This window comes from Desulfovibrio diazotrophicus, assembly GCF_902498985.2.
GTDB classification, from domain to species: Bacteria; Desulfobacterota; Desulfovibrionia; order Desulfovibrionales; family Desulfovibrionaceae; genus Desulfovibrio; species Desulfovibrio legallii.
Genome location: NZ_OX346397.1, coordinates 1246162 through 1260644 on the forward strand (window position 1 = coordinate 1246162; position 14483 = coordinate 1260644).

Genomic DNA, 14483 nt, shown 5'->3' on the forward strand with positions numbered 1-14483 from the left:
GCTGGCTTGGCCTTTTTGGGCCGGAGCGTATACCATAACGCATACATTACCGCAGACCCCCGGAGCGGACCGTGCACCCGCCACGGCGGCGGGCAGCCCCGGGCGCGCGGCAAGGCTTATGGAAACAACTGCGGCCGCACCGGCCGCACCAACGCTCCAAGGAGAACAGCATGCACACCAGCGCAAGAAACGTGTTTCACGGCAAAATTACGGCCGTCCATTCCGGCGCGGTCAACGATGAAGTGGAACTGGCCGTAGAGGGCGGCCCCAGTATCGTGGCCTCCATCACCCAGGTGAGCACCAGGAAGCTGGGCCTCAAACCCGGCGTGGAAGCCCTGGCCCTGATCAAAGCCAGCTTTGTGCTGCTGGTGGAAGAGGCGGAAAACTACCTGCTTTCCACCCGTAACCAGTTTCCCGGCGTCATCGGCAAGGTGATTCCCGGCGCGGTCAATGCCGAAGTGCTGGTGGACCTGCCCGGCGGCGCCTCCATCGCCGCCATCGTGACCATGGGCAGCGTGGAAAAAATGGGCCTCAAACCCGGCAAAAAAATCACGGCCATCGCCAAGGCCTCACAAGTCATCCTGGCCGTGCCCCAATAGGGTAAACTCTGTTGGGATGGGGCGCTCAGAGGCGCAGCCGCTTCTGTAGCGGGTAACCGCAACACAGCTTTTGTCCTGATTGACAAAAACCCCCGGCTCCTTGTGGAACCGGGGGTTTTTGCGTCAGGCGAAAAAAATGCTATTTGAAGGCCTTTTCAAAGTTGGGCACCACTTGCTTTTTGCGGCTCATGACGCCGGGCAGCCACACTTTGTCGCCATCGGGCTTGACGCCGAAGGCCTTTTCCACCACGGCCGGGTCGTCGGAAACGATGAGCATCTCCGAACCCTCTTTCATGATGTCGGTCAGCAGCAAGAAGACACTGTGGCGGCCTTCGCCCTTCACCTTGGCGATTTCAGCCTGAAGGCCGGCCTTGACGGGCTCAAGGATGGAGAGGTCCACCACTTCCAACTGGCCAATGCCCACCTTGTTGCCGTTCATGTCAAAATCTTTGTAGTCGCGGAAGACCAAGTCGTGCATGGAGGTGCCTTCAACGGCACTCTTGACCTTGAACATTTCCATGCCCAGCTTGACCACATCGCTCACGCCGGCGATCTTGGCCAGTTCTTCCACGGCTTTCTTGTCGGCGGGGGTACAGGTCGGGGACTTGAAGATGACCGTGTCGGAAAGGATGGCGCAGAGCATGCCGCCCGCGATGTTCTTGGGAATTTCCACGCCGTAAAAATCGTACATGTTCTTGAGCACGGTGTTGGAGCAGCCCACGGGCCAGATCCAGGCTTCCAGCGGGGTGGAAGTGGTCACATCGCCCAGCTTGTGGTGGTCCACAATGCCCAGCACAGTGGCGGAGTCCATGCCCTTGGGGGCCTGGGCCAGGTCGGAATAGTCCACCAGATACACTTCCTTGCCGGCCACGTCGGACACCACCTGGGGCGCCGTGAGGCCGAACTTCTGCAGCACAAAGGCGGTTTCAGGGGTGGGCGCGCCCTGGGCCACGGGGGTAACGTCCAGGCCGCGCTTGTTGTACAGATCGGCGGCGGCAATGGCGGCAATAATGCTGTCGGTATCGGGATTCATGTGACCAAGAACTAATGCGGACATGGCAGTCTCTCCTTCCGTTGGTTCGGGTATGGCGGCACCGTGGCACCGCTTTGTTCTCTTTAGCACAAAGTCAGGTTCATGCCAAGGGCTTTTAACAAAAATTCCCGTACAGGACGCAAAGGCATTCTCCTATTAACCTGTAAATACTTATTTTTATAACAAGGCACCCCCTTCTCGTGATTTTTTTATTTTTTCCCGGCCCGAGGATGGGCCGCATCATAGGTTTCCATCAGCCGCTCCAGGCTGACCTGGGTATAGCGCTGGGTGGTGGTCAGCCGCTTGTGCCCCAAAAGTTCCTGTACGCTGCGCAGGTCCGCTCCCGCCGCCAGCAGATGGGTGGCGAAGGAATGGCGCAGACTGTGCGGCGAAACCGTCACCGCCAGCCCGGCCCGCCGGCAGAGCCGGGCCACAATGCGCGCGGCCTCTCGCCGCTGCAGCCGAGCCCCCCGCGCGCCTACAAACAGGGCCACCTCTTCCGGCGCGGCCAGCAAAGGTCGCTCGCAGAGCCAGGCCCGCAGGCGCTCGCACGAGGTATCGGAAAGGGGGGCAAGGCGCTCCCGCGCGCCCTTGCCCATAACCCGCAGCACCTGTGAAGAAAGCTGCACGTCGTCCAGGTCCAGCTGCAGCGCCTCGGAAATGCGCAGGCCGGAACCGTAGAGCAACTCCGCCAGAGCCAGGTCGCGACAGAGCAGGCGTTCCGCCTCGGCCGTGGCCGGGGGCGATGCCGTGGGCGCGTCCAGCAGGGCAAAGGTTTCGTCCACATTGAGGGCCCGGGGCTGGCGTTTGTCCTGTCGGGGATTGCGCACCTGGGCGGCCACGTTTTCCTCCACCCGGCCGTTGCGCATCTGCAGACGAAAAAAAGAACGCGCGGCCGCCAGCTTGCGCGCCATGGAGCTTTTGGCCTCCCCCTGATGAAAAAGCCAGGCCAGAAAAGCCTGCATATGCCGCTTGGTCACGGTTTCCGGACGGCCCAGATCCACGCCCTGACTGCGCAAAAAATCCTGCAATTGGGCCAGATCCACGCCATAAGCCCGCTGGGTGGCCGTGGCCGCGCCGCGCTGCACGGCCATCCAGGCCAGAAAGGCCTCAATAAGCGCCCTGCCCTCGTCCGGGACCGCCGTATTGGGGCCCGTCGCATTGAGGGCGGGCCGTCCCGTCCGCCCGGCAAGGGCCGCAGCCTGTGCCGCGGGGCGCTTTATGACCGCCAAATCCCGTTCCGTCCGCTTCATGCCCGCACCTCATACCGCGCGCCGGGCAGTCGGCGCACCTTGCCCTGCATTTCCAGCCCAATCAAAAGAGCGTTCAAGGCTGCCGGGGCCAGGCCCACAGCCAGGCCCAGGGCGTCCACCTGCAGGGGGCCGTGCCCCCGCAAGTGCGCCAGCAGCCGCTCCGCCTGCGTTGCGGGCGTCAGCACCGCCGCTTCCGGGGGCGGCGAGGCAGCAGGCGCGTTGCCCACAGCGCCGCCGGGCACGCTCACGGCCCGCGCTCCCGTATCTGACGCAAGCCCTGCAGACGCAGTTTTATCTTGCGCGGCCCCGTCAGACGGCTTGTCCCGGCCGGAGGCGACAGCGCCAGGGTCCGTGTCCGAAACGACGCCACCCGCGACATCGGCGGCGGCAAAACCGGCAGCCGTAAGCCCCGGCAAGGCTTCCCGTTCCCCGTCGGGCAGAGTTTCCGGCCCGATGCCGTAAGGCCGCAGCCGATCCGCCAGGTCGCGCAGCACGTCCTCGGCGTTGAACACGGGCCGCGCGCCTTGCCGCACCAGATCCTGACTGCCCAGGCAGTGGGCGTCCAACGCCGGGCCGGGCACGGCGTAGACTTCACGGTTCTGCTCCAGGGCCAGCCGGGCCGTGACCAGGCTACCGGAACGACTGGCGGCCTCCGCCACCAGAACACCCAGCGCCAACCCGCTGATAATGCGGTTGCGCACGGGGAAATTGGTCGGCAGGGGCGGCGCGCCGGGCGGAAACTCCGAAACCAGCAGCCCTTCGCGCTCCATAGCCGCAAACACGCCCGCATTGCACGCAGGATAGCGCACGTCAATACCCGTGCCCAGCACGCCTATGCTGCGTCCCACCCGACCGAGGGCCGCCTCGTGGGCCACGCAGTCAATGCCCTGCGCCATGCCCGAAACGATGGTCACCCCGCAGGCGGAAAGGCAACGCGCCATATAGGCCGCCACAGCCTTGCCCTGGGCCGTGGCCCGACGCGACCCCACCACGGCAAAGGCGGGCGCGCGCAGCAGGCTGCCGTCGCCCCGGCAGTAGAGCAGCGCGGGCGCGTCCGGAAGCTGCCGCAACAGAGACGGATAGGCGGGATCCGCCCAGAGCAGGATGCGCGCCGCCAGGTTACGGGCGCTGTCCCATTCTTTCCTGGCTTCCGTCCGCCACGCGCCGGCGGCAAAGTCCCGGCCCGCGGGCCCCAGCCCCGCTGCACCCCAGCGCGACCGGGCCTCCACCGCGCCGTAGGCGCTGCCAAAGGTCCGCAACAGTTTAACCAGCGACCGCGCGCCCAGCCCTTTGCTGTGGCGCAGGGCCAGGGTAGCCCAGTATTCCTTGCGGGCGGCCTCGTCCATATCCCGCCAGGAACAGCCCGCGTGCGTCGTCACGGCCATGCGTCACTGCCCTCAGCGGGCCAGCCCCCGCGCGCGCACCAAGCCCGCCGCCTCGGAATGCGGAAACCGCCGCAGCACCTCCCCGTAAACTTTGGCCGCGCCCTGACGGTCGCCCATACGGCTCAGGCTCATGCCGGTTTTGAGCAGGGCGTCGGCATTTTTGTGGTGTCGGGGCCAACCAGCCTCCACCTTACGAAACTGTTCCAGGGCTTCGGCGTAGCGGCCCTGGGCGTACAGCCCCTCCCCGATCCAGTAGACGGCGTTGGGGGCATAACGGCCCTGCGGGTAGGACTGCAAAAAAGCCTGAAAGCGTGCAATGCTCTCGGCGCTTTTGCCGGACATGGCCAGGCGCAGCGCGGCCTTGTAGGCGGCGTCTTCCCCCTGGGGCGCGGCCCTGTCCGGCCGCGGCGGCAGGGGACGGCGCGGCAGGCGAAGGCGGCACGGCGGATGTCGCCGGAGCCCGCCCGGCGCGCTGGTCGTGGGCGGCCAACCGAGGACTGCCCGCCGTGGATGCGGTTTCGGCCGCGCCTTCCAGAGGCGGCAGCCCCAGACCGGCGGGTTCCGGCGGCAAGGAAAGTTCCGTGCGCGGCAGAGCGGGCACGGGTACGGCAGGGTTGCCCCCCGCACCAGCGGCCGCCCGGCTTACAGCGCCCGCGCCGACGGCGGTCGCGCCGCCCTGGGCCGGGTTGCCGGCAACAGACGCCTGCGGCAGAGGTTGTGACGGCAGGCTTTCGGGCGGCAGACCAAGAACGCCCGGCGTTGTCCCGGAGTTTGCCGGGAGCGCGTCCGTCGCAGGTGCGGCGGGCCTGACGGGTGCGCGGGAAGCGGCGGCAGACGCCCCCGCGGGGGCTGCGGCGCCGTCGTGTCCGCCTTTTGCGCGGGGAAAGGACGGGGCGGGGCGGGCAGGATCAATGCGCAACCCTTGCGGCCCGGAGGCTGGCGGCGTTTTGCCGGCTGAAGCAGACGCGGACGCCGCCCCCCGGCAGACCTGACCACAGGAACCGCTGCGGACGGCGCGGCAGGCGCGGCCGTTACCGCCGGGGAGGCCTGGGGCGTCACGGCCTGGGCAGACTGCGGGGCTGGCGGCGTTGCGGCGGCGGACAGCGACTGCGCCGACTGGGGGGGCAGGATGGGCACCACACGGTAGCCGGTTTTGCGGCCGCCCGCCGTGCGGACTTCATACACCCTGTTGTTGAGCCGGGCCGTCTGACTGTTCAGCGCGCCCACGCTCTGCTCCAGGGCTGTCAGCCGCCTGTCCATGGTCTGGAGGCGTTTTTCCTGCTCGTCCTGCGCCGCTGTACGCGCCTTTCCGGCGCAGCCGACCAAGGCAAGCAAGCCGACCAGGACCGCGGCCAAAGAAAAATATTTCATACCCGAAAGTCTCCGCAAAAAGTTGCGCCGCCCGCGTGACCACGCCAGTACGCCCGCCAGGCGGCCCCGTATGGCGCTTCCGCGCGCCCGGCCCTTGCGGCCAGGGCAATTTTCAGGCAAAAACAGGCGTGTCCCTTTTTTTGAACATAGCGCACCAGCACTGACCAACGCAAGACCGTAAGGAGGAGGCATGAGCATTTCCATCCCGGCGCGGGAACCTTCGGGCGGTGCCCGATGAACGTCTTTCAGGACATTCTGGCGGCGGGCGAAGTCTGGATGCAGGCCCTGCGCCAATTGCTGGCGGGGCATCCCCTGGTGCAGTCCGGCCTGGATGCCGTTGCCCTGGCGGCGGCCCTGACGGCCCTGGCGGCCTTTGCGGGCCTGGGTGTGGTTTCCGGCGCGGCGCGCCTGCTGGCGGTTACGCGGCGGCGCGCGTCCTATGAAAAATGCGCCCGGCAGCTGGCCCTGCTGGCCCTGGCGCTGGGCTGGCCCCTGCTGGTGGGCGGCCGCATCTGGCTTTTTTTTGCCCACGATTCCTACACGCCCGACTCCCTGCCCGCCTTTATGGCGGAAATGGCCTGGATTCTGCTGGGGCTGTCCGTACTGGTAAGCAGCCTCTACTTCTCGCTCTGGAAGTTTCTGCCCAAGCTGCCCGTGCTCCACGCGGCCCTGGGCATTATCAGCGGTCTGCAGGGTTGGTTCGCCCTGGCCGCCACCCTGGCGGCCGCACGCCTGCAGGCGGCTTTTGTGCGGCCCGACGCGGCCAGCCTTACCCTGGGCGATATTTTTCTGCCGGGCTGGTTCTCCCCCTTCTGGTGCGCCTTGTATGCCAGCCTGCCCCTGATCCTGGGCCTGGCCGGCGGGGCGGGCGCGCTTTGGCTCGCCCTGCGCCGCCGGCGCGATGACTTTGGCCGGGACCACTACAATGTCATGATCCCCTGGTGCGCCGTGTGGGCCCGCCACGCCTGGGCGCTGTTCTGGCTTTTCCTGCTTTTTGCCGCCGGGCTGACCATACAGGCGCACCGGCAGACCGGGGCCTTCACCACCCTGGACGCCCTGTGGGAAAGCGGCCGTCTGCTGCTCTGGCTCGCGCCCGCGGCGCTCTGGACCGTGGTCAGCCGCAGCGCCGCGCCCCTGCGCCACAAGCCCACGCTGATCCTGGCCCTGCTGCTGGCCATGACCTGCCTGCCCTTCTACTTTTTTACGGGCATCACCGCCATCACTCTGGTCCGGCCCTGATCCGGAAACGTCGGGCCCCTGGCCGAAGGGATAGGGAAGCGCCGCGCCCACGGCATTGACAGCCCCCTGCCCCGCGCCTACAGTGACCACGGTTACGGTAGCCGGGTTTTGCCCGGCTTGAAAAGGGAATCCCGTGCAAAACGGGAGCGGACCCGCCGCCGTAAGGCCCGTATACCGCGCTTCTTCATGTGCCACTGGCAACGGGAAGGCCGAAGCGCGGGGGCCAAGCCGGAAGACCTGCCGTAGCCCGGACCGTGCCGTACGTCACGGCCCGGTGGGCGGCGCAGGCCGCCGCGGCAACGGGTTTTTGCCGGCAGGAAAGAGGAAATACGGGCCTCTTCCCTCTGCGTGCGCGCGGACGGAAGAGGCTTTTTTTATGACCGCACGGGCGGCCTTCAGAGCAGCGCCATGACCGCACGGCACACATCCTCCGTACCTTCCGCCAAACACCGCCTCCGCTGGACGGCCTTTGCCCTCCTGACGGGCCTCTGGCTTTGTTCCCTGCCCTTGGCCTGCCTGCCGGGGCCCGCCCCCTATGCGGCGCGGGAAGTGCTGTCCGCCTTGGCGGGCGCGCTGGGGCTCGGCCCCTTGCCCCCCGACAGCGCCCTCAACCTGGTGGTGGGCGACATCCGCCTGGCGCGGGTGGTGCTGGCGGCCCTCTGCGGCGGGGCTCTGGCTGTGGCCGGCGTGGCCCTGCAGGGAGTGTTGCGCAATCCCCTGGCCGACCCCTTTACCCTGGGGGTTTCCGCCGGGGCGGCCTTCGGGGCCAGCCTGGCCATCGCCCTGGGCGGCCGACTGACGGATTTTTTCCCCGCCCTGGGGCCACACCCGGCGGCCCTGGTGGCTCCGGCGGCCTTGGCCGGCGCGCTTCTGGCCCTGGCCGGAGCGCTCTGGCTGGGACGTGGACGCGGGGGCTGGCGCAAAGAAAGCGTAGTGCTGGCGGGCATTGCCGTGGCCGCCTTTCTGGGCGCGCTGGTGGCCCTGGTCAAGGCCCTTAATGAGGAATCCGTCACCAGCATCGTCTTCTGGATTATGGGTTCCCTGCAAGGTCGGGGCTGGGACAGCCTGCCCTTGCTGCTCGCCACCCTGCTGCCGGGCCTGCTGGCCGTCGGCCTGGGCTGGAGGGCGCTGGACGTGCTGGCGCTCGGCGACGAGCAGGCCGCGCAGCTGGGTCTGGCCGTGGCCCGCGCGCGCTTCTGGCTTTTGGCCGGAGCCAGCTGCATGACGGCGGGCTGCGTGGCCGTGGCCGGAGTTATCGGTTTTGTGGGCCTGGTGGTGCCGCATGTGCTGCGGCTTTTGCTGGGCGGCGGGCACGGCCCGCTGCTGGTCGGAGCCTTTCTGGGCGGCGGCGTGCTGCTGGTCTGGGCCGACGTGCTGGCCCGCTGCGTGCTGGACGGCGGGCAGGAACTGCCCGTGGGCGTGGTCACGGCCCTGCTGGGCGGGCCCTTTTTCGCCCTGCTGGTGCGGGGGCGCTGATGTACGGCCCCACTGCCCCCGCGCGGGACGCCGCCGGAGACGCCCTGCGCCGTGACGCCCAGGACGCCCCCCTGCTGGCCGTGACGGATCTTGTGGCGGGCTACGGCCGCCGTCCTGTGCTGCAGGGCCTGACCTTTTGCCTGCGGGCCGGAGAATGCGCGGCCCTGCTGGGTCCCAACGGCAGCGGCAAGACCACGCTGCTGCGCGCGCTTTCAGGCGTGCTGGCCCCCTGGAGCGGGGAGGTGCGTCTGGCCGACCGGCCCCTGGCAAGCCTGCGGCCCCGGGAACGGGCCCGGCGGGTGGCCGTGGTGCCGCAGCGCGGCCCTTGCCCGGAGGATCTGACGGCACGGGAAATGGTCCTCCTGGGGCGCTACGCCCATCTTTCCCCCTGGGGCTGGTATGGCCCCGGGGACCACAGGGCTGCGGACTGCGCCCTGGCCGCCACGGACACGACAGGGCTGGCCCACCGCCGGCTGCATGAGCTTTCTGGCGGCGAACTGCAAAGGGTGCTGTTGGCCAGAGCCCTGGCGCAGGAAAGCCCTCTGCTGCTGCTGGACGAGCTGGCCGCCGGTCTGGACCTGGCCCGCATGACCGGACTGTTTGACTTGCTGGAACGCCGCCGCGCCGCCGGAGCCTGCGTGCTCATGGCCGTGCACGACTGCAACCTGGCCGCCCTGTACGCCACGCGGCTGCTGGGCCTGCGGGAAGGCCGCCTGGCCTTTGACGGCCCCGTGCGGCAGGTTTTTACCGAGGAGAACCTCAGTGCGCTGTACCAAACGCCCGTTACCGTGCTGCCCCACCCCCTGTGGGGCCTGCCCCAGGCCCTGTCCGCCCGCGCACGCGGGCCGTGGGCCGCGCCCCACGCCGCCGCCCCTGCTGCGGCCGCATCTGTTGACACTGCTCCTGCCGGCAGCGCTGCTGACGCTCCTGCTCTGCGCTCCCACCGGCCCGGCCCTGGCGGCGGACGCGACCCCCACGCCACAAACGTCCCCGGCAACAACACCCGCTTCGCCAAAAACTGAAGTCGGCACAACGGCCGCCGCGCCCATTGAGGTTACAGACCACACGGGCCATGTGCTGCGCCTGGAGCATCCGGCCCGGCGCATCATCGCCCTGTACGGGGCGTACAACGAACTGCTGTTGGCCCTGGGCGCGGGCGACCGCATTGTGGCCCGCACCGCGGCCGACGCCGCCCTGCCGGAGCTGGCGGCCCTGCCGGCCATCGGCACACACATGCGCCCCAATGCCGAACTTGTTCTGGCGCAGAAGCCGGATCTGGTGCTGCAGATGTCCGGGCGGGAAGAGGCGCAGGTCTTTACGGAAAACCTCCGCAGCCTGGGCCTGCCCGTGCTTACCTTTCAGATGGATTCCTTTGCAGACATGCTTGCGGTGACGCAGGCCCTGGGCCGCCTTACGGGCCTGGAAGACCGGGCCGCCGCCCTGGTGCGCGGCTGGCGGGCGCGGCTGGAGGCCTTGCGCCGGTCCACGGCCGGGCGTGCGCCGCTGCGGGTGTTCTACGAGGTGCGCTATCCCAACCTGCTGGGCGCGGGGCAAAAGGGCATTACCAACGAAATCATCGCCTGCGCGGGAGGCGAAAACGTCCTGCACGAGGCCAAAAAACTGGTCCGCTGCAATGAGGAAACCCTCATCGCGGCAGATCCGGACGTCTATCTTGTACAGCGCGGCCCCATGAATCCGGACCCGGAACCTCCGGCTCGTCGACCGCACTTCGCGGGCCTGCGCGCCGTGCGTGAAGGCCGGGTGCTGCTGGTGGACGAAGCCCGCTACGCCAGGCCCGGCCCCCGCGCCGTGGACGCGGCGGAAGAACTGGCGCACTGGCTGCACGCCGCCCCCCGGCCCTGAAGGCCGCAACATTTCTACCATACATGACGGAATATTACATGACCGGAACCCTTTACGGCCTGGGCGTGGGCCCCGGCGCACCGGATTTGCTAACCCTGCGGGCCGTTAACGTGCTGCGCAACGTGGACGTTATTCTGGCCGCGGCCTCGCCGCGCAACGACTATTCCGCCGCGCTGGAAACCGCCCGCCCCCATCTGCGGCCCGACGTGCGCCTGCTGCGGCTGGAATTTCCCATGACCCGCGACGCGGCCGCGTTGCGCACAGCCTGGGAAACCGCCGCCCGCACCACCAGAGACGTGCTGGAAAGCGGCGCGGACGCGGCCTTTCTGACCATCGGCGACCCCCTGGTTTACAGCACTTTCGGCTATCTGCTGCGCACCCTGCGGACGCTGGCCCCGCACCTGCCCGTGGAGATTGTGCCCGGCGTCACCTCCATTCAGGCCGCCGCCGCCCGCGCGCAGGTGGTGCTCTGCGAAAATGGCGAAACCCTGCGCCTCATCCCCGGCATCAACCGCCAGGACGATCTGACGGCGGCCCTCAAGGACGCGGACACGGCGGTGATCCTCAAGGCCTACCGCAACCTGCCAGCCATCCGCGAGGCCCTGCGCCGCACAGGCCGCCTGAAGGACTGTGTGCTGGCCAGCCTGGTGGAACGGCCGGGCGAACACATCCGCACCGGCCTGCCGGAAAATGACGCCACCCCGCCCTACATGTCCCTGATCCTGAGCCGCAAACCCACGGATGCAGAGGGCTGATGGCCCGGAGCAGCGCCCCGACTTTAGAGCAGTTAGCGAATGAAATGAGCTAACTGCTCTGCAAGGATTTTCTTGAAAATCCTTGCCACGAAATGCGAGAAGGCAGGTTTTTGCCTGCCGTAAGCGAGCATTTCAAGTGTTAAATGCTCTAAAGCGCTGCGGAACAGCGTCGGCAAGGGCGCGGCCTGAGGCATTACGGCCAGGGCATGCAACTTTGCAATGCCCTGGCCGTTGCGTAAACAGCCGCCCGCCGTGGAGGCCAAGCGCAGGTTATTTGCACGGGTAAGCGCCGGAACAGGCAGGTCGTAAACGTTGAAGATGTAGAGCCGCAAAAGTACGTTGCTCAGGGGGTAGGGACGCGATCTGCGCGCAGCCCTGCCCCCTGCGCGGGCGACGCAAGGCGCTGCCTTACGTCAACCTGCCAACACCCTTAAACTTTTCAACAAAATCGACGATTTTTTGAAAAACTCCCTGCTTTTTTTTCAGGTACTGCGGGTTTAGCGGGCTCATCCGTGGCAGAACGTCATTGAGTTCCGTACCGTTTTCACTGGCGAATTCCCGCTTCAGTGAGGCGCTGAGATAGCGCCTGGCTTCCTCCGCATTCAGATTTTCGCTACGGATAAGTTCTTGCGCCTCACGTTGCTGTTCCGCCCTGGCAAAGGTGAAGAAAGCCTCTATCACGCCGGCCTTGTCGCCAAGCTGGTCCAGGTCTGTCTGATTAATAAAATCGACCAGCAAGCTCTCCTTGGCGCGGTTGCCGAGGCTGGCGCGGATCAGGCGGCGCACGTCTTCCACCAGTGCGGTTTTGTCCTTAGTTTTTTTGTTGTTCTCAAAGATCAATTCAAGAATGTAGTCCAGATTGATTTCCTGCGATTTCAGCAAGTCCACTTCAAAGACCACGTCATCCCAGTCAATGGCCGATTTTTCTTTAGCAGCATCCGTTTGTTGCCGACGCTGCCATTCTCTGATGTCATTGTACGCCGAACGATAGTCCTGCAATTTACGTTCAGGCACCACTTTGACGGCCCGTAAGGCGTGCAACTGCGCATCACTTAAATAGTACTTTGCTTTAAATGCCTCCACAGCCGCCGCATTGTTCATATCAACGTATTGCAGGGCCTGCAGAACGGCAAATTCATCGTAGTTTTGCAGGATGTTTTCAACCCGCAGATACTCGCCGAACAGTTTGACAAAAGCCTTTTTGTCTGCCTCTTTTTCAATGGCGTCGGGGTGGGGAAAGTGCTGCTCCAATTCCCGCACCACAGCCACAAAACCACGTCGCGCCTCACCAGTGAGCGCATCGGTAAAGCCCTCCATATATTCCTTGTAGCTTTTTTCCAGCACCACATTTCTGGTGTTGCTGTCGCCGAACAGGGTGATGGCGTCAATGGTGGCCTGCTCCAGATTGCGGAAGGTGACGATATTGCCAAAGGTTTTGGTGGCGTCAAAAATGCGGTTGGTGCGCGAATAGGCTTGCAGCAGGCCGTGGTATCGCAGATTTTTGTCGACAAACAAAGTATTCAGCGTGGGGGCGTCAAAGCCGGTCAGAAACATGCCCACAACAATCAGCAAATCTACTTCCTGATTCTTCACCCGCAAGGCAAGGTCGCGGTAGTAGTTTTGGAAGGCATTGCTCTCCACACTGAAACTCGTTTTGAACAGCGCGTTATAGTCCGCAATGGCCGCACTCAAAAATTCTTTGGCGCTACTGTTCATGGCTGTAACGTCAAAACTTTCATCCGCAATATCACCAATGGCGTCCTGCGCTCCATTGGCCGCGAACGAAAAGATAGTGGCCACCTTGAGCGGCTTGTCGCTGTCTTTTTGCAAAACTTTGAAGGAGTTATAATACAGCTTGGCGGCGTCCACGCTGCTTACGGCAAACAGGGCGTTAAAGCCCTTGGCGCCCGGCTGCAGCCGCCGGGTCTTTTGCCGGAAATTGTTCAGAATGTACTGGGTAATTTCACAAATGCGCTCGGGGTGCAGCAGGGCCTGCGCGGTTTCCGCCGCGCCAAGTTTTTTTTCATCCTGTTCGCATTCAATATTCTTGAAGCGCGGGCGCACATCGTTGTAGTCCACCTTGAACTTCAACACCTTTTCATCACGAATAGCGTCGGTGATGACATAAGAATGCAGCTCATGGCCAAAGACGCTGGCAGTGGTTGCCGCGCCCAAGGCATTTTGCGAAAAAATCGGCGTACCCGTAAAGCCAAACTGCATATAAAGTTTAAATTTCTTTTTCAGGTTCTTTTGTGCTTCACCAAACTGACTGCGGTGGCATTCGTCAAAAATGAACACCACCCGCTTGTTATAGACAGGCAGGTCCGCTTCGCATTTCATCAGTTTGTTCAGCTTTTGGATGGTGGTGACGATAATTTTATTGTCGTCTTTATCCAAATTGCGCTTGAGTCCGGCGGTGCTTTCCGAACCATTGACGCTGTCTGGCGAAAAGCGCTGGTATTCCCGCATGGTCTGGTAATCAAGGTCCTTGCGGTCCACCACAAAAAAAACCTTGTCGATGAAGTCCAGCTCGGTCGCCAGGCGGGCCGCCTTGAAGCTGGTCAGGGTTTTGCCCGAGCCCGTGGTGTGCCAAATATAGCCGCCCCCCTCGGGTTTACGCCACTGCTTCATCTGACAGGTGCTGTTGATTTTCCACAAAATGCGTTCTGTGGCCGCGATTTGGTAGGGGCGCATAACCAGCAGGGTGTTGTTCACGTCAAACACGGAATAGCGCAGCAGCACGCTGAGCAAGGTATTTTTTTGGAAAAAAGTGGCGGTAAAGTCCTTCAGGTCTTTGATCAGACTGTTGTCGGCCTTTGCCCAGTTCATGGTGAAGTCAAAGCTGTTTTTGTCGCGCCTGGTGGTATTGGCGAAGTAGCGGGTATCCGTGCCGTTGGAGATGACAAAGATCTGCAGATATTTGAACAGGGAATGCTCGCTGTTGAAGCTCTCCTTGCTGTAACGATGCACCTGATTGAAGGCCTCGCGGATGGCCACGCCGCGTTTTTTAAGCTCTACCTGCACCAGGGGCAGGCCGTTGACCAGGATGGTCACGTCATAACGGTTGGCGTGCGACCCGGTTTGTTCAAACTGGTTGATGACCTGTACCGAGTTGCGGGCAACGTTCTTTTTGTCAAAGAGGCAAATATTCTGGATGTGGCCGTCGTCAAAAACAAAGTCATAGATGTAATCGTCATGAACCTTGCGGGCTTTGTCCACAAGACCGTCGCCGGGCTTGTCCAACCAGGTTTCCACAAAGCGTTCCCACTCGCCATCCGAAAATTGCACGGTGTTCAAGATTTGCAGCTGCGTGCGCACGTTGGCCAGCAGTTTTTCCGGCGAGTTGAGGCCCGCAGCGTACTCGTAGCCCTGATTTTGCAGATCCTGAACAAGCTCCCGCTCCAGGTCGCTTTCAGTCTGGTAGCTTTCAACAGCCTGCCAGTCGCTTACATACGTATCGAGAACGATGAAGTTGTTGGATTCGGCTATGGCCTTGAAGTCGTGCATTG

Annotated in this window: 12 protein-coding genes and 1 riboswitch; of the genes, 6 read left to right on the forward strand and 6 right to left on the reverse strand. The window is 64.3% G+C overall.

Translation table 11 applies throughout. The features are described 5' to 3' along the window. Positions 1–170 precede the first annotated feature (170 nt). On the forward strand, positions 171–599 hold the full coding sequence (locus tag J7I12_RS05415; RefSeq protein WP_118230098.1) for a TOBE domain-containing protein: 429 nt from the start codon (positions 171–173) through the stop codon (positions 597–599). A 139-nt stretch (positions 600–738) separates the two neighbouring features. Here J7I12_RS05415 and J7I12_RS05420 read toward each other — a convergent pair whose 3' ends face one another. From J7I12_RS05420 to ybgF, 4 genes are all read right to left on the reverse strand, one after another. Next, positions 739–1656 carry a manganese-dependent inorganic pyrophosphatase gene (locus J7I12_RS05420; RefSeq protein ID WP_118230097.1) on the reverse strand — a complete coding sequence of 306 codons (918 nt, stop codon included), beginning with the start codon at positions 1654–1656 and terminating at the stop codon, positions 739–741. Positions 1657–1841: 185 nt separating this feature from the next. Then, complete coding sequence (locus J7I12_RS05425) at positions 1842–2885, reverse strand: tyrosine recombinase XerC (RefSeq protein WP_302548528.1); 1044 nt, start codon at positions 2883–2885, stop codon at positions 1842–1844. Beyond that, positions 2882–4270, reverse strand: a complete 1389-nt coding sequence (gene dprA, locus J7I12_RS05430) for a DNA-processing protein DprA (RefSeq protein WP_498794110.1) — start codon at positions 4268–4270, stop codon at positions 2882–2884. Before dprA ends, J7I12_RS05425 begins: the two co-directional genes overlap by 4 nt. A gap of 12 nt (positions 4271–4282) precedes the next feature. Beyond that, complete coding sequence (gene ybgF / locus J7I12_RS05435) at positions 4283–4612, reverse strand: tol-pal system protein YbgF (RefSeq protein ID WP_498794112.1); 330 nt, start codon at positions 4610–4612, stop codon at positions 4283–4285. Between the two features lie 1263 nt (positions 4613–5875). Here ybgF and J7I12_RS05440 point away from each other — a divergent pair. The 5 genes from J7I12_RS05440 to cobI all read left to right on the forward strand — a co-directional run bounded on the left by J7I12_RS05440 (position 5876) and on the right by cobI (position 10974). Next, positions 5876–6880, forward strand: coding sequence for a hypothetical protein (locus tag J7I12_RS05440; protein ID WP_270229441.1), 1005 nt, complete (start codon positions 5876–5878; stop codon positions 6878–6880). A 78-nt stretch (positions 6881–6958) separates the two neighbouring features. Further along, a riboswitch (cobalamin riboswitch) is annotated at positions 6959–7139 on the forward strand. Between the two features lie 149 nt (positions 7140–7288). Next, positions 7289–8356: a FecCD family ABC transporter permease gene (locus tag J7I12_RS05445; RefSeq protein WP_118230108.1), complete on the forward strand. Its 1068-nt coding sequence runs from the start codon at positions 7289–7291 to the stop codon at positions 8354–8356. Continuing rightward, positions 8356–9378, forward strand: coding sequence for an ABC transporter ATP-binding protein (locus J7I12_RS05450; protein WP_288907683.1), 1023 nt, complete (start codon positions 8356–8358; stop codon positions 9376–9378). The genes J7I12_RS05445 and J7I12_RS05450 overlap by 1 nt, the downstream gene beginning before the upstream one ends. A gap of 52 nt (positions 9379–9430) precedes the next feature. Next, positions 9431–10219, forward strand: coding sequence for an ABC transporter substrate-binding protein (locus J7I12_RS05455; protein ID WP_368043882.1), 789 nt, complete (start codon positions 9431–9433; stop codon positions 10217–10219). A 38-nt stretch (positions 10220–10257) separates the two neighbouring features. Further along, positions 10258–10974, forward strand: a complete 717-nt coding sequence (gene cobI, locus J7I12_RS05460) for a precorrin-2 C(20)-methyltransferase (RefSeq protein ID WP_118230092.1) — start codon at positions 10258–10260, stop codon at positions 10972–10974. A 32-nt stretch (positions 10975–11006) separates the two neighbouring features. Here the strand turns inward: cobI and J7I12_RS05465 are convergent, their stop codons facing one another. Further along, on the reverse strand, positions 11007–11306 hold the full coding sequence (locus J7I12_RS05465) for a hypothetical protein (protein ID WP_270229442.1): 300 nt from the start codon (positions 11304–11306) through the stop codon (positions 11007–11009). 76 nt (positions 11307–11382) lie between these two features. Then, the gene (locus J7I12_RS05470) at positions 11383–14481 is read right to left on the reverse strand and encodes a type I restriction endonuclease subunit R (protein ID WP_487125773.1); all 3099 of its coding nucleotides are present in this window, start codon (positions 14479–14481) and stop codon (positions 11383–11385) included. Positions 14482–14483 lie beyond the last annotated feature (2 nt).

Coding starts and splice junctions, on each gene's coding strand:
- J7I12_RS05415 (WP_118230098.1), top strand. CDS start 171: ATGCACACCAGCGCAAGAAACGTGTTTCACGGCAAAATTACGGCCGTC.
- J7I12_RS05420 (WP_118230097.1), bottom strand. CDS start 1,656: ATGTCCGCATTAGTTCTTGGTCACATGAATCCCGATACCGACAGCATT.
- J7I12_RS05425 (WP_302548528.1), bottom strand. CDS start 2,885: ATGAAGCGGACGGAACGGGATTTGGCGGTCATAAAGCGCCCCGCGGCA.
- dprA (WP_498794110.1), bottom strand. CDS start 4,270: ATGGCCGTGACGACGCACGCGGGCTGTTCCTGGCGGGATATGGACGAG.
- ybgF (WP_498794112.1), bottom strand. CDS start 4,612: ATGTCCGGCAAAAGCGCCGAGAGCATTGCACGCTTTCAGGCTTTTTTG.
- J7I12_RS05440 (WP_270229441.1), top strand. CDS start 5,876: ATGAACGTCTTTCAGGACATTCTGGCGGCGGGCGAAGTCTGGATGCAG.
- J7I12_RS05445 (WP_118230108.1), top strand. CDS start 7,289: ATGACCGCACGGCACACATCCTCCGTACCTTCCGCCAAACACCGCCTC.
- J7I12_RS05450 (WP_288907683.1), top strand. CDS start 8,356: ATGTACGGCCCCACTGCCCCCGCGCGGGACGCCGCCGGAGACGCCCTG.
- cobI (WP_118230092.1), top strand. CDS start 10,258: ATGACCGGAACCCTTTACGGCCTGGGCGTGGGCCCCGGCGCACCGGAT.
- J7I12_RS05470 (WP_487125773.1), bottom strand. CDS start 14,481: ATGCACGACTTCAAGGCCATAGCCGAATCCAACAACTTCATCGTTCTC.